Here is a 24,389-nt window from a genome sequence, read left to right as displayed (position 1 = left end):
CTGCATCACGCGCCGTGCCCGGACGGGCGACCGCCGGTCGCCCCTACGACCCCGCCCCGCCCACGTCGCGGGCGGGGTGGCGCATCTTGCCCCCGCTGCCCGCTGCCCGCTGCCCGCTGCCCGCTGCCCGCTGCCCGCTGCCCGCTGCCCTAAAACAGCGTGCCCATCGCCTCCTGGATCTCGGCCGCCGACTCGGCCTCGGGCCGCCCCGCCCGCGCCTTGACGGCGGCGAACAGGTCGGGGCCGTAGTCGCGCGTGCGGATCGTGATGGGCATGGGGACGGCGTGGCCCAGGAGCAGCGCCTGCTGCTTCGAGTCCAGCGACGCCAGGATCTGCCTCAGCCCGCCGGCCCCGGGCGAGCCCACGAGCGCCGCCGCGATGTCCTTTTCGTCGTTAAGCTGGGCCACGAGCTTCGTCCCGATCTGGCTCAACACCTCCTCGTCGATCCCCGACGGCCGCTGGTCGACGATGAGGAGCGACACGAAAAACTTCCGCATCTCGCGGGCGATCTTCCCGAACGGCGTCTCGCGGGCGGTCTCCGGCCCGAGGAAGTTGTGGGCCTCCTCGACGGTGATCAGGAGCTGCTGCGGCTTGTCGGCCTCGTTCTGCGTCTTCTCGTACGCCTCCATCTTGGCCTCGTAGCGGTGCCGCAGCCGCCGCGTGATGACGTTGGCGACGAGGAGGTAGACGAGGAGCGAGTTGTAGCGGCCGAACTCGAGCACGACCGAGCGCCCGGCGTCGAGCGTCTGGAACAACTCGTCGACGGCGTCCTGCTTCCCGCGCTGCTCTTCGAGGTGGAAAAAGGGCAGGCCGTCCAGGCGGTCGAGCTTCCGGCGGAGCGCGGCGAGCGAGCCCGGGTGCGCCCCGGTCTCCTCGGCCATCTGCTCGACCTCGGGCGGGGCGGCCTCCAGGAGCCGGGCCAGCCACCGCCGGCCGTACTGCTTTTTGAGCCCGTACGCGCTCTCGGTCGCCGTCGCGTTGAGGTTGAGCGTCTCGCGGAGCGGGAGGACGTCCTCGGGCTCGACCTGGTCGGCGTAGAGGTGGAGCTCAACGTCGGTCGAGCCGCCCCGCCGGCGCGTGCTCTCCGGGTCGAGCGAGAAGATCTGGACCTTCGGCCCGAACAGCTGCCGGAGCCCGGGCACGAAGGCCGTCGCGTCGCCGTCGGTCTCCTGGCGCGCGCGGTCGCCGTACTCGTTGTGCATGTCGAACACGAGTGAGACGGCGCGGCCCGTCGCGATCGTGCCGGCCAGGAGCAGCCGCGTAAGGAAGCTCTTGCCCGTCCCGGTCTTCCCGAACACGGCGTTCGAGCGCTCGACGAACCGCGCGAGGTCGAGGCACACGGGCGTGTCCATCCCGAGCGGCGTGCCGACGTGGAAAAAGCGGTCGCCGCCGTCCAGCGCCTCGGCCCCGAACACACGCGCCACGTCGTCCTCGGTCGCCTCGCCGACCGCCGAAAAGTGGGCGGGGACGGTCTTGACCGGCAGTGGCGGCTCGTCGCCGATCCCCTGCGGGACCATGAGCTGCGGCCGGAGCGAGACGGTCGCGTACGTGCCCGAGCCCTGGAGCACGCGCCGCAGCAGCTCGTCGTCGGCGCCGGGTGGGCGGAGCAGGATGCCCTCGTTGGCGGCGTCGATCGAGAGGTCGGTGATGAGCGAGAAAAAGTCGAACGTCTCACCCTCGACCACCACGAACGTCCCAGCGCGGACGGACTCGACGGACCGCGCGGGGTCCAGCTTCATCTCGACGCCTTGGCCGAGCGACCCCCGCGTGAGCACGCCGACGCGGGAACGGGTGGACGAGTCGAGCGACATGGGCAAATCGAAAGGGCGGGGCGGGGTGGCAGAAGCTAGAGGCGGGGCGGGACAGGGGTGCGTCACGGGCCGCCCCGCCCCGTGCTGCCGGATACTCCGCACACGGCATTAGGCTCGCCCGGACGCCCACTCACCCCGCCCCGCCCGCCAGCGCCCGCCCCGCCCCCGCCGCCCCGCGCAGCGCGTCGACGAGGCCGTCGAAGTCGGGCCAGTCCTCGCGGCGGAGCGTCGTCACGTAGTCGCCCAGGCCGACCAGCAACTCGCCGTGGACGAGCCGGGCCGAGTGGACCGGCGCCAGCCCGCCCCGCCCGCGCGCGCCGGCCACGCTCCACACGCTGCGGACGGCGGCGAACGGGCCGCGCACCTCGACCTCGGCCGGCGTGCGCACGAGCGTGCTCTGCCCATAGGCCGCGGCGAGTGCGTAGGCGAGGGCCGTGCCCGTCACGAACGGCCACAGGATGGCCTCGCCCTGGAGCGCCGCCGCGAGCCCGACCGTCATCACGACCAGAAGCGCCAGGGCGACCGGCCGCGCCTGCGCCTCCAGCGCCAGGTACGGCCGCCCTACCACACCTGGATGGTGCACGCTCGCAAACACGACCGCCCCGCCCAGCGGCGGGCGGGGCGGGGCGGCTTGAGAGCGGGGCGGGGCGGGGTCCATGTGGAACGGGCAGGGCGGCGGTTCCTGGCGACGTCCGACGTACCTCGTACCCGGTACCCCGTGCCCACCGGAGGTGCTCACATCACGACCACCTTCTCGGCCGCGCCGTCGCCGGCCGGCTCGTTCTCGTCGGGCGCGAGGAAGGGGTAGGTAAAGTGCTGGGCCGGAACGAACGTCTCCTTGATCGAGCGGAGGCTGGTCCACCGGAGGAGGTTCATCTTGGAGCCCGCCTTGTCGTTCGTGCCCGAGCCGCGGGCGCCGCCAAACGGTTGCTGCCCAACGACCGCGCCGGTCGGCTTGTCGTTGAGGTAGAAGTTGCCGGCCGACTCGGCGAGGCGGTCCGCGGCGTGGGCGAGCACGGCGCGGTCGCGGGCGAAGACGGCGCCGGTGAGGGCGTACGGGCTCGTCCGGTCGACGAGGTCGAGGACGTCGTCGAAGCTCTTGCCCTCGGGCGCCACCCAGACCGAGGCGACCGGCCCGAAGATCTCCTGCTCCATCGTCTCGTACGCCGGGTCGTCGACGACCAGGACGGTCGGGTCGACGAAGTAGCCCTCGCTCTTGTCGTACGTCCCGCCGTGGGCGACCTCTACGCCGCTCGCCTCCTGCGCGCGGTCGATGTAGCCGGTGATCTTGTCGAACGCCTTCTCGTCGATGACGGCGTTGACGAAGTTCGAGAAGTCCTCGACCGGGCCGACCTTGATCTCGGCGAGCTGCGACTCGAGCGCGGCCTGCACGTCGGGCCAGAGCGGGGCGGGGAGGTAAACGCGGCTGGCCGCCGAGCACTTCTGCCCCTGGTACTCGAAGGCGCCGCGCACAATGGCCGTGGCGACGGCGTCGGGGTCAGCCGACTCGTGGGCGACGATAAAGTCCTTCCCGCCCGTCTCGCCCACGATCCGCGGGTAGGCCCGGTAGTGGTCGAGGTTTTTGCCGATCGAGTGCCAGAGGTGGTTGAACGTCGGCGTGGAGCCCGTAAAGTGGAGGCCCGTCAGGTGCTCCGACGCCAGGACCGGGTCGCCCACGTCGGCGCCGTCGCCCGGGAGCATGTTGATGACGCCCGGGGGGAGGCCGGCGGCCTCGAACAGCTCCATGACCACGGCGGCGGCGCGCATCTGGGCCGGGGCCGGCTTCCACACGACGGTGTTGCCCATGAGCGCGGGCGCGGCCGGCAGGTTGGCGGCGATCGCCGTGAAGTTGAACGGGGTGACGGCGAACACGAACCCCTCGAGCCCGCGGTACTCGGTCCGGTTCCACACGCCGGGCGAGCTCACCGGCTGCTCCTCGTAGATGTCGCGCATGAACCACGCGTTGAACCGGAGAAAGTCGACGAGCTCGCACGCCGAGTCGATCTCGGCCTGGTAGGCGTTCTTCGACTGGCCCAGCATGGTCGCCGCGTTCATGCGCGCGCGCCACGGGCCGGCGAGGAGGTCGGCGGCCTTGAGGAAGACGGCGGCCCGGTCGGTCCAGTCCATCCGCATCCAGTCGTGGCGGGCGTCGAGCGCGGCCTGAATGCCGGCCTCGACGTCCTCGGTGCGGGCCTTGTGGTAGGTGCCGAGGGTGTGCGAGAGGTCGTGCGGCGCGCGCATCGTGGCCGTCCGCCCGGTCTCGACGCGGCGCCCGCCGACGACGGGGAGCACCTCGACCTCGGTCGCCCGCATCTCGGCGACGGCGCGCTGGAGCGCTCGGCGCTCGGGGCTCCCAGGGGCGTACCCGAGCACGGTCTCGTTGACGGGGGCGGGCGGGGTGGCGACGGCGTTGTTCATAGGGCGGGGTGGGGGAGGGGGTGTCGGTGTATAAACGCGCCGCCCCGCCCGGCGTTCTCGGGCCGGAGCAGGTAGAGCAGGTAGAGCAGGTAGAGCAGGTAGAGCAGGGGGCGGGGCGGCGGCCGAAAAGCTCCGTGCGGCTCCCGCCCCGCCCACGGCACCTTCCGCTCTTCCGCTCTTCCGCTCTTCCGCTCTTCCGCTCTTCCGCTCTTCCGCTCTTCCGCTCTTCCGCTCTTCCGCGATCTTCCACCCCGCCCGGGGCGCCGCCGCCCGCTCACCCCGCCCCGCCCATCGGGTCCGCCCATGATTGGACCGTTCGAACGCACGCTCGCCCTCCGCTACCTCCGCGGCGCCCAGGGCCGCGACGCCCGGCGCGGGTTCCTGCGGTTCGTGGTGCTCGCCGCCGTGGGCGGGGTGGCGGTGGGGACGGGCGCGCTGCTCCTGGCCGTCATGATCGTGCGCGGGTTCAGCCGCGAGATCGAGGCCAAGATCGTCGGGTTCGGGCAGGAGGTCCAGGTCGAGAGCTTTCTCGGGACGCCGCTCGAAGACGCCGCCCCGCTCGTGGACCGCCTTGCGGCGCTCCCGGGCGTCGAGCGCGCCACGCCGGCCGTCGTCGACTTCGCGCTGCTGCGCGCGAGCGGCGAGGGCGGGGCGAGCCAGGTCGACGGCGTGCTCGCGTGGGGGACCGAGGCGGACGCGCAGCCGTTCGTGGCGGGCAACATCGAAGCCGGGGCGTTCTCGTTCGCGCCCGACGCCCAGGGCCTGCCCGGGCTCGTCGTGGGCCAGCGCCTCGCGGAGCGGCTGGGGCTCGAACCGGGTCAGCGCGTGACAGCGTTCTCGACGCGCGGGCTGGGCGGCGGCGCGCTCGCCTCGCGGCCCTACGTCAAGCAGTTCCACGTGGCGGGCGTCTACGAGACCGGGCTCGGCGACTTCGACGACAGCTACGCCTTCGTCTCGCTGGGCGCCGCCCGCGAGCTGTTCCGATTCGGCGCGGCCGACGCGACGCGCATCGACCTCACGCTCGCCGACCGGACAGAGGCCCGGGCCGTCGCCGACGCCGTGACCGAGGAGGTCGGTCCGCCGGTCTACGCGCGGCCCATCGAGGACGTCTACCGCGGGCTCTTCGCCTGGGTCGAGCTCCAGCAGAGCATCGTCCCGCTCGTGATCTCGATCCTGGTCGTCGTGGCCGCCTTCAACATCGTTGGGGCGCTGCTCATGGTGGTGCTCGAGAAGGCGCAGGAGATCGGGACCGTCCTGGCGATGGGGGCGAGCCGGGCGGCGGTGCGGCGGATGTTCGTGCTGTTCGGGTTCCTCGTCGGCGTGATCGGGGCGGCGGGTGGGGCGGCCGTCGCGCTCGGGTTCGCATGGGTCCAGACGCGGTTCGAGCTCATCGAGCTACCGGAGGACGCGTACTACCTCAGCGTGGCGCCGGTCGAGGTCCGCCTGCTGGACGTGGCGCTGACGGTCGCGGCGGCCGTCGCGCTGTGCACGCTGGCGGCGTACGTGCCGGCGCGGGCGGCGTCGCGGGTCGAGCCGATCCAGGTGATCCGGTTTGGGGGGTAGGGCGGGGTGGGGCTTGTTGTACCGTTATTGCACACAAGCCAATCCCCATCACGTTGTCCCGCTGAAGGTGAGGGAGGTGGATCTTCGCTCCGTGTCAAAAACGCCGGTTGTAGGAGGTTTCGGGAGGTCGGTGGCCGTGAGCCGGCAGGGTTCTCGTAGAGCTAGGAGATCCGTCTAGTAGAACGTCAAGTCTCATCGGTCGGGTAGAGCCGCTTCAGCTTGATCCGCGCCTCAGCCGTCGTGAACTGCCAGTCCGTCCCGACGCCCGCCGCGTTCCGGCTCGACGCCCACGCCGAGGTCTCGCTCGCCAGCGCCTCGATGCTCGCGATCCGCCGCGACAGGCATTGCGCGCCGACCGCCGCGTTCTCGATCTCGACCATGTTCAGCCATGACCCGTGCGGCGGCGTGTACGTGAACTCGATCCGCCGCGCGATCCGCCGCGCGATCCGCCGCGCCTCGGCCGGGGCGAACCGCCTGTACAGGCTCGCCGCCGTATGCGTCGAGAGGTTGTCGAGCACGACGCGGACGACCGGGGCCTCGGGGTAGAGTTCGTCGACGAGCAGCCGCATCATGTCGGCGAACTCGACGGCCCGCCGCCGCTCGCGGACCTCGACGTGGCGATAGGCCCGTAGCGGCTCGTAGAACACGAACAGGTTGGCGGTGCCGCACCGCTCGTACTCGTAGTCGGTCCGCCGGACGCGGCCCGGTCCCGGCGGCACGGGCTCGCGGACATGGCCGAGCATCTGGTACGGCTTCTCGTCGAAGCAGACCACGGGCCGGTCGAGGTCGTAGGGCTCCTCGTAAAGATCGAGCACGGCCTCCATCCGCGCCACGAACGCCGCGTCCTGCTCCGGCGGGATCACCCACTGCTCGTGGAGATGAGGTCGGAGCGCGTTTTTTTGAGCGTCTGGCGGACGGTCTCGTGGCTGACCTCGTGACCGAGCGCGGCCATCCGGTCGGCGAGCAGCCGCAGCGTCCACCGCGCCCGGCCCTCCGGGGGCGTCGAGCACGCCAGCCGGGTCAACTCCGCCTCGCCGCGCCCGCCGAGGGCGCGGGCGTAGACGCGGTCGGGCCGCTTGCGCTCGACGGCGGCGTCGAGCCCCCCGGTGACGAACCGCTTGCGGACGCGCTGCACGGTGGCGGCGCAGAGGTCGAGGGCCTCGGCGACGCGGGCGTCGTCCCAGGCGGGGCCGTCGGCATCGGTCTTGAGGAGCACGCGGGCGCGAGCGATGGCGCGGGCCGGGGCGGTGCCACGGCTAACGAAGAGGCGGAGGGCCTCGCGGTCGTCGTCGGAGAGGCGGACGGTGTAGCGGGCGGACATGAGCGTACGGGAAGCGAGCGTCCAACATAACCCATCAGACTTGACGCCCTACTAGTCGAGCGGCCCCCGCGTGTTAGGAAGGGCGGTCGCCAGGGGCTACGCATCAGTGTCCCAGCACGCCAGTAGAAGCTGCGCGCTTCAGCGCGAGGCTTTCAGCACGCACGGCTAGCTTGGGGTCATGCAGCAGCGCCGCGGCAGCCACAGCGTCTACGCCCTCCAGGTCCACGTCGTGTTCATCACGGAGTACCGCCGCAAGCTCCTCCGCGGTGAGGTCCAGGAGCGGTGCCGGGACCTCATCCGCCAGTCGTGCGACGCGCTCGACGTGCGGGTCCTCAAGGGCGTCGTGAGCGCCGACCACGTCCACCTCCACCTCTCGTACCCGGCCAAGCTCTCGGTCAGCGACCTCGTCCGCAAGGTCAAGGGGCGGAGCGCTCGGAAGCTGGTCCGGGAGTACCCGAGCGTGCGGCGCCGGTACGGCGGCGGGTTCTGGGGGATCGGCTACGGGGCGTGGAGCACCGGACGGACGCGATGGTCGACGAGTACCTGGAGCATCACCGGCACAGCGAGGGTCCGAACGGGACGGAGAATTTCATTCTGGAGTGACGCGCTTCCAGCGTGCATCTTCCCGTCGGCTTCAGCCGAGGCCCCGGCTTTCAGCCGGAATCCAACCTATGGGCTTTCAGCCCATAGTGGTTCAGTCGCCATGCGTCCCGGCCTCTCCGCTGTTTCTCTCTCGGCATGACATCCGACCAACGCATTTGGACCGTCGGCCACTCGAACCGCGACCTGGAGGACTTCCTCGACCTCCTCGAAGGCGCCGGCATCGAGCGGATCGCCGACGTCCGCCGCTTTCCCGGCTCGCGCCGCCAGCCGCACTTCGGCGGGGACGCGCTGCGCGAGGCGCTGGACGGACGTGGGATCGCGTACGTGCACGTCCCCGCCCTGGGCGGCCGGCGAGGCAAACCGACCGAAGGCTCGCCCAACACGGGCTGGCGCGTCGCCTCGTTCGGCGCCTACGCCGACTACATGGCGGAGGACGCGTTTGAGAAAGGGCTGGCCGAACTGGAGGCCGCCGCCCTGGAGCGCCGCACGGCCATGATGTGCTCCGAGGCCGTCCCCTGGCGCTGCCACCGCCGTCTGGTCGCCGATGCGCTCCTGGTGCGGGGCTGGGAGGTCCTCGACGTGATGGCCCCGGGCCGCGTCTCGCCGCACGCGCTGACCAGCTTTGCCCGCGTCTGCGATGGCGCGCTGACGTACCCGCCGGAGGACGCCGGATGATTCAGTCGTCCGCGCCTCGTGTCCAGTCCGTTGGCCTCGCCCCCCCGCCGCCAACGGTCGCCAGCAAGACGCTGCGGTGGGCGTGGCACGTCGCCCTCGCCGTGTTGGCGGGCTCGACGGGTGTCCTGTTCCGTCTGGCGGCGGCGGTAGCGTAGCGAATCTTGTGGGTTCAGCCATCCCAACCGATGATGACCCCCGACGACCGGACCAACGAGGCCACCGCCTCCCTCGAAGACCGCGTCCGCGACGCCATCAAGGGTGTGCTCGAACAAGTCATGGAGGAGGAGATGACGGCCCAACTCCAGGCCAAGCACCGCGAGCGGACCGAGCGCCGGCGCGGCGAGCGCAACGGCCACTACGGCCGCGCGCTCACCACGACCGCCGGGCACATCGAGCAGATCCGCGTGCCCCGAGCCCGCGAGATGCCGTTCCTGACGGAGGTGTTCGAGCGGTACCGGCGGATGACGGGCTCGCTGGAGGAGGCCGTGCTGGAGATGTACCTCCAGGGCGTCTCGACGCGAAAGGTCGAGCAGATCACCGGGAAGCTCTCCGGCACACGGATCTCGAAGGACGCGGTCAGTAGGATCGTCGCCCGCTTCGGCGAGGTGTTCTCGGAGTGGCGGGGCCGCCAGCTCGACCGCGAGCGCTCGTACCCGTACGTCTACCTCGACGCGACCTACCTCAAAGCGCGCTGGGCCGGCGCCGTCCGTGACGTCGCGCTGCTGGTGGCCGTCGGCGTCAACGACCAGGGCTACCGGGAGGTGCTCGCCGTTGAGGCGGCGGCCGGCGAGCGGACCGAGACGTGGCGGGGGATGCTCCAGGGCCTCGTCGAGCGCGGACTGCGCGGCGTCAAGCTCGTGACCTCCGACGACCACGAGTCGATCAAGTCGGCCGTGAAGGTGGAACTGCCGGGCGCGGCGTGGCAACGGTGCGTGGTCCACTTCGAGCGCAACGTCCTCGCCCACGTGCCCCAGGCCGAGGCGGAAGCGGTCGCGGCAGACCTCAAAGTCGTCTTCAAAGCCGCGCGCCGGGAGACGGCTGAGTCGCTGGCGGCCAGCTTCGCCGAGCGCTACGGCGAGCTCTACCCCAAGGCGGTCGCGTCGCTGAGCCGCGGGCTCGACGAGGCCCTGACCTACACGGCGTTCCCGTCGTCGCACCACCGGCTCATCCGCACGACGAACGGCTTGGAACGCGTCTTCCGGGAGGTCAAGCGCCGGACGCGGGTCGTCGGCGTCTTCCCGAACGAGCAGAGCGCTGAGACGCTGGCGACGGCGGTGCTCCTACGGGTCTCCGAGGACTGGGCCGAGCGCAAGTATCTCGACATGGACCCACTGCACGCCCTTTTTCACGAACCCACAAGATTCGCTACTTGACCGCGGCGGCGACGGGCGACACGTTCGGCCTCGACCCGATGAACGTCCGCCACGCGCACTCGCACCTGCATGTACTTCGGGTGGGCCACGCCGGCGCTGTTCGCGCTCGTCGTCCGGCGGCTGCCCGCCTGGATGGGCGGGTGACGCCGCGCGCCGGTCCCGTCGGCGCTGCTACGTTCGCGCTGGCGCTCCTGGCGTACCCGGCCTTCCTGCTGTTCGGGTACGCTCCGGCCGAAGTCGGCGGCTCCCGGCTCCCGCTCGGAGTCATGGCAGCGGAGCTCAACGTGCTCGCGTGGTACGTGTTCGTCGCGTTCTACCGCCCCGCCCGTCGGGGTGCGCCGCCGTCGCCAGTCCTGCGGCTGTTCGACCTCGCGGTGTTCTTCCTCGTCCTGGCCACGCTCGGCGCGTGGGGGCTCCCGGTGCTCCAGGCGACCGGCGTGGGCGGGGCGGCGCTCAAGACGGCGCTGACGCACCTCTTCCTCGATGCCTTCTCGGAGGGGTGGTTCGTGTTCGGCGTGCTGGGACTCGCCGCCGCTGAAGCCGGGGGCACGGTCGGCAGGGCGGGGCGGAACGCTCTGGGATAGGGCGCGGCCGCGGCGGCGGCGCGCGTCCCGTTCACGTTCGCGCTCGGGATGCCCGCGTCCCTCGTGCCGCCGCTATTCGGCGCGCTCGCCCGCGTCGGCGGCGCGCTTGTGGGCGCCGGACTCGTCGTGGCGGCGCTCGCGCTGGCGCCGCGCGTGCGGGGACTGTGGCGCGTCGCGCTCGGACTCCTCGTGCTGAAAGCGCTCGGCCAGCTCGTCGTGGCCGTCGGAGTGGGGGCGGGGTGGGCCGCGGTGCCGGCGTTCCGGATCGTCTGCCTCCACCTCATGCTGCTCGGCTTCGTGACGCTTGGGCTCGTTGCCGCCGCCCGCGCGGTGTGGGGAGCTGAGGCCACGCGTGGACGCTGGGCGCTGGCGGCCGCCGTCGGCGTGCTGCTGGCGTCCTTGGTGTTGCTGACGCCGCTGTGGCCGTCGGCGTGGGGCGGGGCGTGGGTAGTCTGGGCCGTGGCGGGGTGCGCCGCCGGACCCGTCCTGGTCGCGGCCGGAATGGCCGCGCTCGGTGGCGCGGGCGGTGGCCGAGGCGCTGCTAGCTTGGACCTCCCTCGCCCCCGGTCCTGATGCGCGCCCTCATTTTCTCGCACGCAGATCTCGAAGCGCTACGCCTCAGGCGGCTCGGCGAACTCGTACGTACAGGCGGCGAACCCGTCCGGGATATACGTCACACGCTCGATGGGGTCGTCAAAGAGCCGCTCGTAGAAGGCGGCCTCGAGCCGGCACGGCAGCCGCGTCCGCTTGACGGCCTCGGGGAACGGGCAGTTGCACTCGCGGATCGTGACGCTCCCGTTCCGGCGGATCTCGGGCATGAACCCCTGCTCGCGCAGGACATCGCCGAGCGCCGCCAGCCGGCCGGCATCGTCGCCCGCGGGAACCTGACGGAGGCGGGCCTGGACGTCGCGGAGCCGCTCGTCCCAGTAGCGCTCGAAAAAGTCGCGCACCATGTCGTCTTCGCCGCGGTCCAGGAGGTAGTCGAGCAGGCGGCCCAAGAGGAGCCCGTCGCGCGAGGGGAACAGCGTCTCGGCGCTGGGGTCGAGCGCGTAGCGCAGCGACGGGCGTCCGCGCGGCTGGCGCTGCGTCGACCGGACGACGAGCCCGTCGCGCTCCAGCCCACCGAGGTGCTGGCGGAGCGTGGGCCGCGTCAAGCCCGTGGCCGCCTGGGCGTCGTCGAGCGAGACCTCGCCGCGACGCTTCATCAGGAGCAGCAGCTCGCCTTTCGTGCCGGCGGGGAAGTGGGGGACGGGCATATCGCGGGAAGGTACAGGTTCGGAGTCCTAGACTCCGAAACGGCCGCCCCCCGACGCTTCTGATGGAGCCCACCGCGTTCCTGGTGCTGGTCGGGCTCGTGTTCGTGGCCGCGACGCTCTACGCCTCCGTCGGACACGGTGGGGCGTCGGGGTACCTCGCGGCGATGGCGCTCGTCGGCGTGGCGCCCGAGGCCATGCGCCCGTCGGCGCTCGCGCTCAACGTGTTGGTAGCCGGCATCGGAACGGTCGCCTTCGTTCGAGCCGGGCGGTTCTCATGGGGCCGCCTGTGGCCGTTCGCGCTGCTCTCGGTCCCCGCCGCGTTCGTCGGCGGGACCGTCGAGCTGCCGCCGGGGCTGTACCGGCCGGTCGTCGGCGCGGTCTTGCTCTACTCGGCGTTCCGTCTCGCGCGCCCGTCGCCGCCGGCGGGAGACACGCGCCCGCTCCCGGTGCCCGTCGCGCTGGGGTGCGGCGCGGCGATCGGCCTGCTCTCCGGTCTGGTCGGCGTGGGCGGCGGCATCTTCCTGAGCCCGCTCCTGGTGCTCGCCCGGTGGGCGGACGTGCGGACGGCGTCGGGCATCGCGGCGGCGTTCATCCTGGTCAACTCGCTCGCGGGCCTGCTCGGGCAGGCGACGCAGGGCGCGACGCTGCCGACGTTTCTTCCGGTGTTAGCCGTCGCCGCCGTCGTCGGAGGCGCCATCGGAGCGTGGCTGGGAAGCCGTCGGCTCCCGGCGCGCGTCGTGCGCCGCACGCTGGCCATCGTGCTCGTCGTGGCAGGGCTGAAGATGATCCTGAGCTAGCGGGGCGGCCCCTCGCTCTCGTCCGGTGCGGGCGACGTCGGTCCGGGAGCGCCCGTCAGGCCGTCCACCCAGCCGGCGGCGCCGTCGGCGTAGTGTTCACGCTTCCAGATGGGGACGCGCGCTTTGACCTCGTCGATCACGTAGCGACACGCCTCGAAGGCCGGCCCGCGGTGCGCGGCCGAGACGCCGACCCAGACGGCGAGCTCGCCGATGGCGAGCCGCCCCGTGCGGTGGACGGCGCGGACGGCCTCGACGTCAAACCGCTCGGCAGCCTCGGCCAAGACGTTCTCGCCCTCCGAGACCGCCAGCACGGTGTAGGCCTCGTACTCGAGCGCGGTCACGGCCCGACCGCCGTTGTGGTCGCGGACCCAGCCCTCGAAGGCGACGAACGCGCCCGCGGCGTCGGCCGCGAGGGCTCGGCGAAGCTCGGCGGGGTCGATGGGTTCGGTGGCGATCTCAAACACGTCAGCCCCCCGACGACGGGGCCAGAAAGACGACGTGGTCCCCGTCGCTGAGCGGGAGGTCCCACGTCGTGATCCGGTCGTTCACGGCGACGCGGAGCGCGACCAGCGGGTGGGTCGTCTCCAGCCCCAACTCGGCGTAGAGGTCGCGCGGCGTGGCCGCCCCCGTCGTCACGGTCTCGTCGGAGCACCCGCGGGCCTGGCTGAAGGCGGCGAAGTGGAGGAGGTCGATGCGTTTCTTCATGGGTCAGTTCTTCATGGGTCAGTCAGGGCGGAGCGGGCGGCCTCGAAATCGGCTGGCGTGTTGGCGTTGTCGAGTGCGCGCGAGTCGTCCAGGTCGAGGAGGCAGGGGCGGGACTCGCGCAAGACGCGGCGCGGGCAGGCTATCCCGATGGAGGCCGCCTGCAAGAGCCGCTGGCGGGCGCGGGGCTCCCATACGGTGCAGAGCGGCTCGGGGAGCCCGTCGTGCGCGCTCCGGTAGGCCGTGGCGATGCGGAGCCGGTCGCGCCCGGTGGCGAGCGCCGCCAGCGTGGGCGCGTCGAGGAACGGGAGGTCGCACGCGGCTACGAGCCACGCCGCCCCGGGCTCGGCCTCCATGGCCGTTAGGATCCCGGCGGCCGGCCCCCACGACGGGAACTGGTCGGGGAGCGTGGGGAGGCCCAACGCTTCGGTTGTCTGACCGGGCCGGACCGACAGGAAAACGCGCTCGCACACGTCGCCCAGGAGCCGGGCCGTGCGCGCGGCCTGCGGCTCGCCCTGGTACTCGATGGCCCACTTCGGGCGGCCCATTCGCCGGCTCTGGCCGCCGACCAGGACGAGCCCGTAGAGCGGCGACTCAGCCCGCCCGCGAACGTGCCCTTCGACGAGGTCCGCGACGCCGTCCACGTCGTCGCGGTGGAGGAAGGGGACGCCGAGGCCGGGGGGCGCGCTGTCCGGCCCGACGACGGCGAGCACGTTCGAAAAAACGCCGTCGCGGTGCTCGCGTTCGGCGCGGCCGTCGGCGTCGAGGACGAGCAGCTTAGGGAGGTCGGACCGCTTGAAGCCCTCGGCGACCACGAAGTCGGCATCGATGAAGGCCGATGCCCGCTCGACGGCCGAGTACGGGAGCGTGCTGATTCGGGCGAAGTGGTGCGGGTCGTTGATCATCACGCCCGCCGCACCGGCCTCAGTCGCCCGGCGGGTGTCCTTGCCCGGCGTGTCGATGGCGAACCGGTGCACGTCGTGCTTCACGAACCCGACGCGGTAGCGGTCACGCCAGCGCTCCAAAAGCCGGCACGCGAGCGTCGTCTTGCCCGACCCCGAGTAGCCGCACAGGGCGACTTCGAAGGGGTGGAAGGTGAAGCGGGGACGCTGGCCGTGTCTCATGTTGTCACCCGCCGATCTCGTGCATGGGTTGGGCGATCTCTTCAATCCGGCCCGTCGGCTTCATCGCCATCACGTCGGTCAGGACGGCGGCGTAGTGCTCGGGCGGGACGCCCCGGAGGTCGCGCCCGTCCTCGGACATGAGGCACGCCCGGAGGTGGCCCCGGGCCGTGAGGCGGAGCCGGGAGCACGTCGCGCAGAACGGGCGGCTCTCCGACGCGATAAAGCCGACCTCGGCGCCGTCGTCGGTGCGAAACGAGAACGCCGTCGCGTCGGGCTCGGCGCCGACGGGGACGAGCGCGTGCCGCTGGCGGAGCCGGTCGATGATCTCGCCGGCCGAGACGAACAGGCGGTCGTGCTCCCCCCGCTGCGGCCCGATCTTCATGTATTCGAGAAAGCGGACGGGAATGCCGTGCCGGGCCGAGAACGCGAGGAAGTCCTCGACCTCGTCGTCGTTGGCGCCGCGGATCAGGACGCAGTTGACCTTGACGGGGAAGCCCGCCGCTTTCGCCTCCAACAGCGCGCCGACGACGCGGTCGAAGAACGGCGTTCGGGTGATGGCCTCGAACCGCTCGGCGCGCAGGCTGTCGAGGCTCACGTTGACGTGGCGGCAACCGACGGCGTCTAGAAGCGGGAGGTGTTCGGCCAAGCGGTGCCCGTTCGTCGTCAGGCCGTACTTCTGGAGCGGCAGCGCGCCGACGCCCTCGGCGATCTCCTGAAACTCGCGCCGCGAGAACGGCTCCCCGCCCGTGAGCCGGACCTGGGTGACGCCCTCGCCGACGAGCCCGGCGACCATCGCCACGAGCTCGTCGGGCGGCACGAGCGTGGCGCTGGGCTGGAACCGCACTGACAGCGGCATGCAGTACGTGCACCGGAAGTTGCACACGTCGGTCAGCTGCACGCGGAGCTTCCGGATGCGGCGGCCGTGGGGATCGGTGAGGACGGGGAGCAGCTCCATGCTTAGAGGGGGCTCCATGGAATGAAGGGGACGGAACCCGGCTCCTGTACGCCGGCCGCCACCTCGGCGATTCCATCGCTGGCGACGAGCGAGAGGACGTCGCCGGACCCGTTCGATGGGGCGGGGTGGGCGTCGAGCCCGTCGCGGCGGACGGGCACGAAGTGCGTAAAGTCGTTCTTTCGCCGCGGCAACGCAGTCAGCCGGAGCCGCGGGCGGGGCGGGGCGGGGCGGCCGGCGGCGGCGTCCAGGAACGGGACCACGTAGCGCACCAGCCCGACGAGCGCCGAGACCGGGTTGCCCGGGAGCCCGAACACGGGCGTCCCGTCCTCGGCGACGCCGAACCACAGCGGTTTGCCGGGCTTCTGGCGGACCTTGTGGAACACCTCGCGCACGCCGAGCGACGCCAGCACGCCGGGCACCAAGTCGAACCGGCCGGCCGAGACGCCGCCGGTGAGCACGAGCATGTCCGACGTGCGGAGCGCCCCCTCGAAGACGGTGCGGAGCCGCGCCTCGTCGTCGGGCGCGTGGGCAAGCGCGACGTCGGGGACGCCGTGGAGCGCGAGCGCGGCCCGGAGCGCCGGCCCGTTCGACTGGCGGATCTGGTGGGGGAGGGGCGTCTCGGCCACGGCGACGACCTCGTCGCCCGTCGTGACGACGGCGACGCGCGGCACGGCCGACACCCTGACCGTCGCCGCGCCGAGCGACGCGAGGGCTGTGACGTGGCCCGGTCCGATTCGGACGCCCGGCCCGAGCACGGGCTCGCCCGCGCGGCGGTCGTCGCCCCGCCCGTGGATGTTCTGGCCCGGCGTGACGGCGACGCCCTCTCGGAGCGAGGCCCAGCCGTCTTCCAAGACTAGGTCCTCGTAGCGGACGACGGTGTCGGCGCCCTCGGCGAGGGCCGCGCCCGTCATAATCTCGACGCAGTCGCCGGCCTCGGACAGCGTGTGGGGCGGCTCGCCCGCCGCCTGGGTGCTCGCGACGCGGAAGCGCCGCCGGTCCAGGTCCGCCGACGCCAGGGCGACGCCGTCCATCGTGACGCGGTCGAATGGAGGCACGTCGCGGTCGGCTACGACGGCCTCACGGAGTACGCGGCCCGCCGCCTCCGCCAGCGGTACGGCGATGGCGGGCAGCGCGCGAACGTGCTCGGACAAGAGGGCGTCCGCTTCGGCAACTGTGATCATGACGCGTCCGACAAGCGAACCTCGCGGAGCCGCCACGCGGCGTAGATGGCGCCGGCGAAGGCCACGTCCGATAGGAGCATGAGGCCGATGGCGTACGAACCCGTCGCCTGGAACACGAGTCCCATGATGATCGGCGGGAGGAAGCCGCCCAGCCCGCCGGCCGCGCCGACGAGCCCGGTGATGCTCCCGACCTGACTCGGCGGCGAGCGCCGTCCGACGAGCGCGAACACGGCCCCGTTGCCAGCGCCGAGCGCCGCCGCGATCGCCAGGAATCCGACCGTCGCCGTCACGATGCCGGGCTCGAACGCTGTCACGACGGCGCCCAGGCCGATCGTGATGAGTGAGACGAGCAGCACCGGCACGCCGCCGAACCGGTCCGACAGCGCCCCGCCGATGGGCCGCGTCACGGTGGCGAGCACGATGAACCCGGCCGCGCGCAAGGCCGCGTCTGCCACCTCCAACCCGTAGGCATCGACGAGGAAGGTGGGGAGGTAGGCGCCGAAGGCGACGAAGCCGCCGAACGTGACGGCGTAGAGGAACGCGAGGTCGCGGGCGACGGGAAGCTTGAACGCTTCGACGAAGCGCGCGGTCATAGACCCCGCCGAGGGCGTCCGTCCCGGCGCGTCGCGGCCGAGGAGGAAGAACACGGCGGCCGTCGCCGCCAGCGCCACGGCGACGACCCAGAACGCGGCGGGCCGGCCCATGCTCTCCGCAATCGAGGGCGAGAGAAAGCCCGAAACGGCCGTGCCCACGTTGCCCGCGCCGTAGATGCCGAGCGCCAGTCCACGCCGCGCGGGCGGCGTCCACGCGTTCACGAACGGGATGCCGACAGCGAACGAGGCGCCGCCGAGCCCGAGGAACAACCCACCCACCAGGAGCGACGAGTAGGCGTCCGCCACCGACAGGAACACGACCGGCAGGATGGTGAGCGCCGTCACGGCCGTGAACATCACGCGCCCGCCCAGGCGGTCGGTGAGCGCGCCGATAGGGATGCGCGCCAGCGACCCGATCAGCGCCGGGACGGCGACCAGCAGCGAGACCTGGAACGGTGTGAGCGACAAGAGCTCGCGGTAGGTCGGCGCGAGCGGCCCGAGCAGGTTCCAGGCCCAGAAGTTGACTGCCAGCGCGAGCGTCGCCAGCGCGAGGGCGAGCGTGGCGCCTGGCTGGCGGTCGTCCTCGGCGAGTGGAGCGGGGGAAGCGTCGGGCGTCATCCGTCGAGGCGGTAGAGGTACCACAGGAGGCCAGCGTTGAGGCCGAGGCAGACGAGGCTGGCGAGGGCGGCCGGCACGGCGACGCCGTGGTCGCCGCCCAGCATGGCGTTCATCGACGCCGTGAGCAGCCAGAGCTGGAGGATCACGATGAGGACCACGATGGCGAGGATGCCGTTGACGATCGTCATCCGCTGGGCGCGCGAGAACCGGGCGCCCTGGGCCGTCGTCCGGCCGGACGCGGTGTGTTCGGGGGGCGGGGTGGGGGTGCTCATGCTGCTCCCCCCTCGACGCCGGTCGCGTAGACGGTCCCGCCGCGCACCTCGACGGTGACGCGCGGGAGCGGGCGCCGGGGCGGCCCGGCCGTCGGGCGGCCGCTCTCGAGGTCGAACCACCCGTTGTGGCACGGGCAGTGGAGCGCGAGCCCGCCGCCGTCCGGCGAGACCGCGACGGCGCCGTGGCCCTCGCCCTTGGCGGCCGGAACGACCGGGCACATGAGGTGCGTGCAGGCCTGGTCGTAGGCCACGAACGAGGCCGCGCCCGTCCGCACCAAGAGGCGCGGCGTGCTGCCCTCGGGGTAGCGGAACGTCTTGCCCTCGCCGACCGCCAGCTCGTCGACGCGCGCGACGGCCACCCCGCCCACGCGCGGCACGCGCCTCCGGCCGATGCTCTTGGCCACGATGTAGCCCTGGCCGACGACGAACGCCACGCTCGTCAGCACGATGAACTTGACGAGGTCGCGGCGGCCGACGTACTCGTCCTGCGGCCAGTCGATGGGGAAGTCGCGGCGCCACTTGGGCTGGGCGTCGAGCGGCCGGCCGTCGGGCGCTTTCGTCCGGCGCTCCGGGTCGAGCGGCGTCTGGGGGGCGTGGGGAGTCATGCCTGGGCGGGGCGGTCGGAGAGGGGGGCGCTCGGGCGGGGTGGGCTGTCGTCGGCGAGCAGGTCGAGGTACATGTCGCCGCCGAACACGTCGTCGAGCAGGTCGTGGCTGACCGTCGGCTCGTGCATGGCGGCGGCCACGTCGACCCAGTCGATGCCGTCGGCGGGGACCATCAGGTTCACCTTCGTCGTGATCGTCTGGGCGCCGAACTGGAAGGTGTTGACGGGGCGGGCGTTCGGGCGGAGCCGGGCCATCTCCTCGCGCGTCCCGAAGGCGAGCGCCTGGCTGGGGCAGACCGAGGCGCACATGGGCTTGAGGCCGACCGAGGTCCGGTCGTAGCACATGTTGCACTTCATCATGAGCTGCGCCTCGGTGTCCATCTTGGGCACGCCGAAGGGGCAGGCCAGCACGCAGTTGTTGCACGCGATGCACCGCGGCTTGCGCGCCGAGTGGACCACGCCGTCCTCGGTCCGCTTGATGGCGTCGGCGGGGCAGACCTCGGCGCACGTCGGCGAGTCGCAGTGCATGCAGACCACGGGCGCCGTTTGGGTCGAGCGAGCGCGGTCGACGAAGTCGAGCTGGATCATCGACTGGCCCTTGTGGGTGTCGCACTCGGCGCACGCCTGGACGCACGCCTGGCACCCGATGCAGCGGGCGGGGTCGATAAAGAACTCCAGGGTCTCGGGGACGGGCACGGGTCGGCGGGGCTACGGGCGGGGCGGCGTTACTGCTGCGGCTGGAGCTTCTCCTCGTACTCGGGCGGGGCCTCGGCCCGCGTCACGCGGACGGCGCACACCTTGTACTCGGGGATCTTGGAGATCGGGTCCTGGGCCGAGATCGTGAGCTGGTTCGCGCTCTTCCGCCCCGCCCAGTGGTACGGGATGAAGACGGTGTCGGGCCGGATCGTCTTGACGACCTGGGCGCGGAGCGTGCAGTTGCCGCGGCGGCTCTCGGCCGTCGCCCAGTCGCCGTCGGCGATGCCGAGCTGGGCCGCGAGGTGCGGGTGCATCTCGATGCGGGGCTCGGGGTAGTGGTCAATGAGCGGGCCGATCCGCCGCGTCTGAGTGCCCGACAAGAACTGGCTCACCACGCGGCCCGTCGTCAGGATCACGGGGTACTCGTCGTCGACGTCCTCGGTCGGGCCGACGTACTCGGTCACGTTGAACCGGGCCTTCCCGTCGGGGAAGTAGAACGGGCCGGCCCCCTGGGCGATCGGGTTCCACGAGTCCGGTTCGAACAGGCGGACCGTCCCCTGCGGGCCGGGCTCGGGCACGCCCTCGGGCGTCTCGGACGGGCACGGCCAGAACACGCCGTAGTTGTCCTCGACGCGCTCCCAGGTGATCCCGGAGTAATCGTTGGTGTAGCCCTTCGACGCCACGCGCAGCTCCTCGAACATCTCGCGCGGGTTTGCGAACGTGAGACCCCTCTCGCGGCCGAGCGCCTTGGCGATGTCCTGAATGATCCGCCAGTCCTGGCGGGCGTCACCGGGTGGCTGGACGGCCGGGTTGATCTTGATGACGCGGCCCTCGAGTTGAGTCACCGTCCCCTCATCCTCCTCCTGGAGCGAGCCCGGCAGCACGACGTCGGCGTAGCGGGCCGTCTCGTTGAGGAAAAAGTCGATGGCGACGTAGAAGTCCAGCTTCTCCAGCGCCTCGCGGACGTAGTTGTTGTCGGGAAGCGAGACGACCGGGTTGAAGCAGACCGACAGGAGCCCCTTGATCTCGCCTCGGTGGATCTTCCGGATGATCTCGTACGCGTCGACGCCGGGCTGGGGGAGCTCGTCGGGCTCGATGCCCCAGACGCCCGCCACGTACTCGCGGTGCTCGGGGTTGCCCAGGTCGCGCCCGCCGGGGAGCTGGTCGCACTTCTGGCCGTGCTCGCGCCCGCCCTGCCCGTTGGCCTGGCCCGTGATCGTCCCGTAGCCGCAGTGCTCGCGCCCGATGCGCCCCGAGGCAAGCACGATGTTGATCGCGCTCATCACGTTCTGGACGCCGCGGCTGTGGTGCTCGATGCCGCGGGCGTGCATGAGGAAGCTCGTCGACGCCTGCCCCCACCACTCGGCCGCCTGGCGGATCGACTTTTCGGCGACGCCCGTGACCTCGGCCGTCCGCTGCGGCGTCCAGGCGTGGACCTCCTCGGCGACGGCGTCGAACCCGACCGTGTGCTGCTCGACAAACTCGTGGTCGATCCAGTCGTTCTCGATCATGAGGTGCAAGACCCCGTTGAAGAGCGCCGTGTCGCGGCCCGGCTTGACGGGCAGGAACAGGTCGCACGTCCGTGCGATGGGCGTGATGCGCGGGTCGGCCACGATCACCTTCGCCCCGTGCTCGCGGGCCTGCCAGACGTAATTCGTCGTGATCGGCGCGCACTCGGCTACGTTCGCCCCGCTGATCCAGACGACGTCGGCGCCTAGGATGTCGCTCCACGGGTTCGCCGCGCGGTCGACCCCGAACGACTTCTTGTTGCCGGCCGCCGCGCTCACCATGCAGAGCCGGCCGTTGTAGTCGATGTTCGACGTCTTGAGCGCCATGTGGGCGAACTTGCCCATGAGGTACGTCTTCTCCGTCGTCAGGCTCGCGCCGGACAGGATGCTAAAGGCGTCCTTACCGTGCTCGGCCTGGATCCGGTCGATCTCGGCGGCCACGCGCCCGATGGCTTCCTCGTAGGCCATCGCGGAGAACCCGCTCGGCGCGCTCGCGTCCCGCTTGTAGGCGTGGAGGAGCCGGTCGGGGTGGCTCTGCTGGAGGTAGCGCTTGATCCCCTTCGGGCACATCATGCCCTTGTTGAACGGGAAGTCGTACCACGGCTCGACTCCGACGACCGTGTCGTCCTTGACCTTGAGCTGCATCCCGCACTGCTGGCCGCAGAAGCAGCAGTGCGTCTTGACGTAGCGGTCGGGCTCAACGCCGGTGTCGACGCGCATGTCGCGAGCGTACTGGAGGTACGGGCCGAACTCGCGGATGGCGTCGAGGTCGAGGCTGGGCGTGGGGGTCGTGGGCATGGTGGGTCGGCCTCTAGGGGTGGAAGTTGGCGGCGTCCTCGGGACCCAGCGGCCCCTCGCCCGGGCCGGGGTTGGCGTAGACCGGCATCGGGAGCGGGCCGGCCGTCCGCGGCAGCGTCTCGCCGCCCCGCCGGCCCTGCCAGGCGAGCGCCTGGGCGGTCACGAACGAGGCGCGGCGGCACGGCGGGCAGATCCACTGATAGTGATCGACCTCGGCGCCGGCCGCGCCGTCACCCGAGGGGGCGATCTCGTAGCGGTAGCCAAGCTGGCGCTCGACCTCGATAAGGTCCTCAACGTGCATCCGCGACGAGAAGGCGTGCCCGCACCGGCGGCAGTGGGCCGGCTCGCCACCCCGCCCGGCGTCCTTGTAGAACCCGACGCCGAGCTGGGCCGGTCGCTGGAACACGTGGAAGAACTTCCCGAACGGAAGCCACAGGAAGGTCCCGATGACCGTGATGGCGTGCAGGATGGCGATAAAGCCGTACGCGTACCCGCTCATCCAGGTGTAGCTGGCCGTCAGCATCAGGCCCGTCACGCTGACCGCGAACAGCAGGACCAGCGGCATAAAGTCCTCGGCGTAGCGCTGGACCGCGGCCGCGCCTTCCTCGCGCATCCGCCGCCGCATTGCCAGCATCACGCCGGCGATGACCAGAAACGACGACCACACGAGCCCGTGGAACAGGAAGAAGCCGACGATCGAACCGTGCGGGAATCGGAACGCCGGGAAGCCGAACACGACGGCCTCGTAGAGCGCGAGGTCGCCGGGGACCGGCCGGAAGTAGAGCCACCCGAACACGAGCGGGAACGTGATCGCGACCGCGATCAAGCAGCCCCACATGATGAGCAGGTGCGTCACGCCCCGGAGCGTGCCGCGCTTGAAGATGAACCGGTTGGCGAGCACCTCCGACCCTACGCGCTTCGCCCCCACGCCCAGGTTGCGCCCCAAGCGGTTCGGCCGGAAAAAGGCCTGCCACCCGCGCCGCCAGTAGGCGCCCGTCGGCGGGCGCCGGAGCCACATCGCGTAGCGGTACGTCAGCCCGAAGGTGGCGAAGAGGACGGCGAACGTGTACCCGACGAGCGCGGCGTCGAAGTGCTCCAGGTTCCGGGAGCCGACCACGATGAGGACGGCGAGCACCGCCGTCACGCCGAGCGCCCACCCCGTCGCGCGGAGGGTGTCGGGAGAGACCGGGCGTCGAGCGAGAGCCATAGGTGGGGCGGGCGCCTTAGGAGGGGCGGGTGTGGGGGGCGCAGTATAAGCCGTTAAAGAAGGCAAACACCTTTTATTGAGCTACGGGGTCGGCTAAAGAGGCTGGTCGACCGTCGCGAGTCTTGGGGAGGAGGGGGCGGCTCTGATGGCGCTGGGGCTCCGCCTCCAAAGGGCGGCGGAGATCTCGGAAATGCCGGCGGGGGTTGTCGAGGAGGCCCTGGGGTGGACCCCGGTGACCCCGATGTCGCATGACCCGGGAGGCCTGTCACGTAGCCCCAAGTGGAGTGACCCCGGCTCGTTTCTTCCGCACTTTGAGACTGGTGGCGAATCCGGTTTCGACGCTTTAGGCCGTGCTCGGCGCCAAGCAGAGCTGCGCAAACGCTGACGGCCGCGTCTCCGCCTTCACCTCGCCGGCCAGCCACCGCAGCCGCCGCACCACGTTCATCGCCGTCACCGTCATCAGGTGCTGGAGGTGCGTCTTCGCCAGCCCGACGTACCGCGACCGCCGGAGCCCGTGCGACCGCGTCCCCTGCGCGATCGTCCCTTCCACGCCGGCCCGGCGGGCGTATTCGGCGGCGAACTCGGCCGTCCGCTCTCTCTGGCGACCCGCCTGGAGCGCCTCGTGCTCGGCGCGGTGCCGGACGGTCACCGTCCGGCGCGGTGGCAACGACCGCGTACACCGAACCGGACTGGGGCAGACGCCGCAGTCGGCCGCGGCGAACTTGATCTTGACGACCTCGTTCTTCCGGCGGTCGACGGCCGGCGTCCAGTTCGAGCTGGTCTTCCCCTCCGGGCACGTGGCCTGCTCGCGGTCCCAGTCGAAGTCGCGAGCGGCGAAGCCCGCTCCCTCCTTGAGCTGCCACTGGTTGTCTCCACGGGTCGGACCGATGAGGTCGATGCCGTAGCGCTCCCTGGCCTCGACCAGGAGCGGGGCGTTTACGAAGCCGGTGTCGGCGATGTGCATCGCGGGGAGGAGGTCACGCTCTTCGAGCGACGCGTGGATCGAGGACGTCACGGAGTCGTCGGAGGCCGAGGCCGCCGTGGTGGCCACGGCCGTGATGAGGTTGGGCCGCTCGTCGTCGCAGGTCTCGGTCAGGTGGACCTTGTAGCCCGTCCAGCGCGTCGTCCGCTTCTTCGCGTAGCGAGCGTCGGGGTCGTACGGCGAGCCGACAAAGAGGGCGGTCGGGGGTATCTCGCCGCTCTCGCGCCACCGGACGCGGACCCCGGCTTCAACGACTACATGCGGCACCTCCTGGAGCGGCTCCAGCGCTTCGCCGACGCCGCCAGCCCAGCCGAGCGCGACCGAGCCGTGATGGTCTTCGTCGCCAGCGCCCGCTACGAGTGGACGTTCTGGGATCAGGCGTGGACGCAGCAAACGTGGCCTGTGTAGGAGCCCGTCTAAACACCCCGTCTCGCACTTCCCCTTACCCCCACCATGAACGCAGCTGTTGTCGAATCGTTCGAACGTCCCCCCCAGTACCGCACCTTCGAGGAGCCGGTCGCTCAATCGGGCGAGGTTCTCGTCTCGGTGCGGGCGGCGACGCTAAGCTCGCTCGTGCGCGTACAGGCGTAGGGCACGCACTACTCGGCCGGGACGCCGCCGTTCGTGCCCAGCGTCGACGGTGTCGGCAGGCTGGACGACGGGCGGCGGGTGTACTTCGCTTTTCCCCAGCCGCCCGTCGGCGCGATGGCGGAACGGGTCGCAGTAAAGCGAACGTACCTCGCGACGG

23 protein-coding genes and 3 pseudogenes are annotated in these 24,389 nt (G+C 71.5%); 9 read left to right on the top strand and 17 right to left on the bottom strand.

Going from position 1 to position 24,389, the window contains the following annotated elements; translation table 11 throughout:
- Nucleotides 1–149: 149 nt before the first annotated feature.
- The 3 genes from RM540_RS07410 to pruA all read right to left on the bottom strand — a co-directional run bounded on the left by RM540_RS07410 (nucleotide 150) and on the right by pruA (nucleotide 4,229).
- Nucleotides 150–1,811: an ATP-binding protein gene (locus tag RM540_RS07410; RefSeq protein WP_311662917.1), complete on the bottom strand. Its 1,662-nt coding sequence runs from the start codon at nucleotides 1,809–1,811 to the stop codon at nucleotides 150–152.
- Nucleotides 1,812–1,941: 130 nt separating this feature from the next.
- A complete protein-coding gene (locus tag RM540_RS07405) occupies nucleotides 1,942–2,469 on the bottom strand; it encodes a hypothetical protein (RefSeq protein ID WP_311662916.1) in 528 nt (175 codons plus the stop codon).
- A gap of 77 nt (nucleotides 2,470–2,546) precedes the next feature.
- Nucleotides 2,547–4,229: an L-glutamate gamma-semialdehyde dehydrogenase gene (gene pruA / locus RM540_RS07400; protein WP_311662915.1), complete on the bottom strand. Its 1,683-nt coding sequence runs from the start codon at nucleotides 4,227–4,229 to the stop codon at nucleotides 2,547–2,549.
- A gap of 303 nt (nucleotides 4,230–4,532) precedes the next feature.
- Between pruA and RM540_RS07395 the strand changes: the two genes are divergently transcribed.
- The gene (locus RM540_RS07395) at nucleotides 4,533–5,792 is read left to right on the top strand and encodes an ABC transporter permease (protein ID WP_311662914.1); all 1,260 of its coding nucleotides are present in this window, start codon (nucleotides 4,533–4,535) and stop codon (nucleotides 5,790–5,792) included.
- Nucleotides 5,793–5,977: 185 nt separating this feature from the next.
- Here the strand turns inward: RM540_RS07395 and RM540_RS07390 are convergent.
- Nucleotides 5,978–7,113: pseudogene (locus RM540_RS07390) on the bottom strand (IS630 family transposase).
- Nucleotides 7,114–7,291: 178 nt separating this feature from the next.
- On the opposite strand from RM540_RS07390, the pseudogene tnpA reads away from it, so the two are divergent.
- The 5 genes and pseudogenes from tnpA to RM540_RS07365 all read left to right on the top strand — a co-directional run bounded on the left by tnpA (nucleotide 7,292) and on the right by RM540_RS07365 (nucleotide 10,921).
- Nucleotides 7,292–7,716, top strand: a pseudogene (tnpA, locus tag RM540_RS07385) (IS200/IS605 family transposase).
- Nucleotides 7,717–7,851: 135 nt separating this feature from the next.
- Nucleotides 7,852–8,391, top strand: coding sequence for a DUF488 domain-containing protein (locus RM540_RS07380; protein WP_311662913.1), 540 nt, complete (start codon nucleotides 7,852–7,854; stop codon nucleotides 8,389–8,391).
- A gap of 185 nt (nucleotides 8,392–8,576) precedes the next feature.
- Nucleotides 8,577–9,764 (top strand): IS256 family transposase, encoded by a 1,188-nt coding sequence (locus RM540_RS07375; protein WP_311662912.1) that lies wholly within the window; start codon nucleotides 8,577–8,579, stop codon nucleotides 9,762–9,764.
- Between the two features lie 38 nt (nucleotides 9,765–9,802).
- A complete protein-coding gene (locus RM540_RS07370) occupies nucleotides 9,803–10,348 on the top strand; it encodes a hypothetical protein (RefSeq protein WP_311662911.1) in 546 nt (181 codons plus the stop codon).
- Nucleotides 10,349–10,396: 48 nt separating this feature from the next.
- Nucleotides 10,397–10,921, top strand: a complete 525-nt coding sequence (locus RM540_RS07365; RefSeq protein ID WP_311662910.1) for a hypothetical protein — start codon at nucleotides 10,397–10,399, stop codon at nucleotides 10,919–10,921.
- A 38-nt stretch (nucleotides 10,922–10,959) separates the two neighbouring features.
- Here the strand turns inward: RM540_RS07365 and RM540_RS07360 are convergent, their stop codons facing one another.
- On the bottom strand, nucleotides 10,960–11,604 hold the full coding sequence (locus RM540_RS07360) for a helix-turn-helix transcriptional regulator (protein WP_311662909.1): 645 nt from the start codon (nucleotides 11,602–11,604) through the stop codon (nucleotides 10,960–10,962).
- Between the two features lie 62 nt (nucleotides 11,605–11,666).
- Between RM540_RS07360 and RM540_RS07355 the strand changes: the two genes are divergently transcribed.
- Nucleotides 11,667–12,401, top strand: coding sequence for a sulfite exporter TauE/SafE family protein (locus tag RM540_RS07355; RefSeq protein ID WP_311662908.1), 735 nt, complete (start codon nucleotides 11,667–11,669; stop codon nucleotides 12,399–12,401).
- Here RM540_RS07355 and RM540_RS07350 read toward each other — a convergent pair.
- From RM540_RS07350 to RM540_RS07295, 12 genes and pseudogenes are all read right to left on the bottom strand, one after another.
- Entirely contained in the window at nucleotides 12,398–12,856 is a 459-nt protein-coding gene (locus tag RM540_RS07350; RefSeq protein WP_349256303.1) for a molybdenum cofactor biosynthesis protein MoaE, read from the bottom strand. The two genes, RM540_RS07355 and RM540_RS07350, sit on opposite strands and share 4 nt — an antisense overlap.
- Before the next feature lie 10 nt (nucleotides 12,857–12,866).
- A complete protein-coding gene (locus RM540_RS07345; RefSeq protein ID WP_311662906.1) occupies nucleotides 12,867–13,106 on the bottom strand; it encodes a MoaD/ThiS family protein in 240 nt (79 codons plus the stop codon).
- Nucleotides 13,107–13,117: 11 nt separating this feature from the next.
- Complete coding sequence (gene mobB, locus RM540_RS07340) at nucleotides 13,118–14,227, bottom strand: molybdopterin-guanine dinucleotide biosynthesis protein B (protein WP_311662905.1); 1,110 nt, start codon at nucleotides 14,225–14,227, stop codon at nucleotides 13,118–13,120.
- A 4-nt stretch (nucleotides 14,228–14,231) separates the two neighbouring features.
- Nucleotides 14,232–15,182, bottom strand: a complete 951-nt coding sequence (gene moaA / locus RM540_RS07335) for a GTP 3',8-cyclase MoaA (RefSeq protein WP_311662904.1) — start codon at nucleotides 15,180–15,182, stop codon at nucleotides 14,232–14,234.
- Nucleotides 15,183–15,184: 2 nt separating this feature from the next.
- A complete protein-coding gene (locus RM540_RS07330; RefSeq protein WP_311662903.1) occupies nucleotides 15,185–16,363 on the bottom strand; it encodes a molybdopterin molybdotransferase MoeA in 1,179 nt (392 codons plus the stop codon).
- Complete coding sequence (locus RM540_RS07325; RefSeq protein ID WP_311662902.1) at nucleotides 16,360–17,574, bottom strand: MFS transporter; 1,215 nt, start codon at nucleotides 17,572–17,574, stop codon at nucleotides 16,360–16,362. Before RM540_RS07325 ends, RM540_RS07330 begins: the two co-directional genes overlap by 4 nt.
- Nucleotides 17,571–17,846, bottom strand: coding sequence for a DUF6755 family protein (locus RM540_RS07320; protein WP_311662901.1), 276 nt, complete (start codon nucleotides 17,844–17,846; stop codon nucleotides 17,571–17,573). Before RM540_RS07320 ends, RM540_RS07325 begins: the two co-directional genes overlap by 4 nt.
- The gene (locus RM540_RS07315; protein WP_311662900.1) at nucleotides 17,843–18,451 is read right to left on the bottom strand and encodes a Rieske (2Fe-2S) protein; all 609 of its coding nucleotides are present in this window, start codon (nucleotides 18,449–18,451) and stop codon (nucleotides 17,843–17,845) included. Before RM540_RS07315 ends, RM540_RS07320 begins: the two co-directional genes overlap by 4 nt.
- The gene (locus RM540_RS07310; protein WP_311662899.1) at nucleotides 18,448–19,146 is read right to left on the bottom strand and encodes a 4Fe-4S dicluster domain-containing protein; all 699 of its coding nucleotides are present in this window, start codon (nucleotides 19,144–19,146) and stop codon (nucleotides 18,448–18,450) included. Before RM540_RS07310 ends, RM540_RS07315 begins: the two co-directional genes overlap by 4 nt.
- A gap of 29 nt (nucleotides 19,147–19,175) precedes the next feature.
- Nucleotides 19,176–21,452: a molybdopterin oxidoreductase family protein gene (locus RM540_RS07305; protein WP_311662898.1), complete on the bottom strand. Its 2,277-nt coding sequence runs from the start codon at nucleotides 21,450–21,452 to the stop codon at nucleotides 19,176–19,178.
- Between the two features lie 13 nt (nucleotides 21,453–21,465).
- Entirely contained in the window at nucleotides 21,466–22,659 is a 1,194-nt protein-coding gene (locus RM540_RS07300; protein WP_311662897.1) for a hypothetical protein, read from the bottom strand.
- Between the two features lie 343 nt (nucleotides 22,660–23,002).
- Nucleotides 23,003–23,884: pseudogene (locus tag RM540_RS07295) on the bottom strand (transposase); the annotation flags it as partial.
- A gap of 15 nt (nucleotides 23,885–23,899) precedes the next feature.
- On the opposite strand from RM540_RS07295, the gene RM540_RS07290 reads away from it, so the two are divergent.
- Both RM540_RS07290 and RM540_RS16490 read left to right on the top strand, forming a co-directional pair.
- Nucleotides 23,900–24,049, top strand: coding sequence for a hypothetical protein (locus tag RM540_RS07290; RefSeq protein WP_311662896.1), 150 nt, complete (start codon nucleotides 23,900–23,902; stop codon nucleotides 24,047–24,049).
- Between the two features lie 45 nt (nucleotides 24,050–24,094).
- Nucleotides 24,095–24,232, top strand: a complete 138-nt coding sequence (locus tag RM540_RS16490) for a hypothetical protein (RefSeq protein ID WP_311662895.1) — start codon at nucleotides 24,095–24,097, stop codon at nucleotides 24,230–24,232.
- Nucleotides 24,233–24,389 lie beyond the last annotated feature (157 nt).

Source organism: Rubrivirga litoralis, assembly GCF_031846415.1.
Taxonomy (GTDB): domain Bacteria; phylum Bacteroidota; class Rhodothermia; order Rhodothermales; family Rubricoccaceae; genus Rubrivirga; species Rubrivirga litoralis.
Note: the sequence above shows the minus strand (reverse complement) of the source record. Positions and strands in the feature narration are given on the sequence as shown.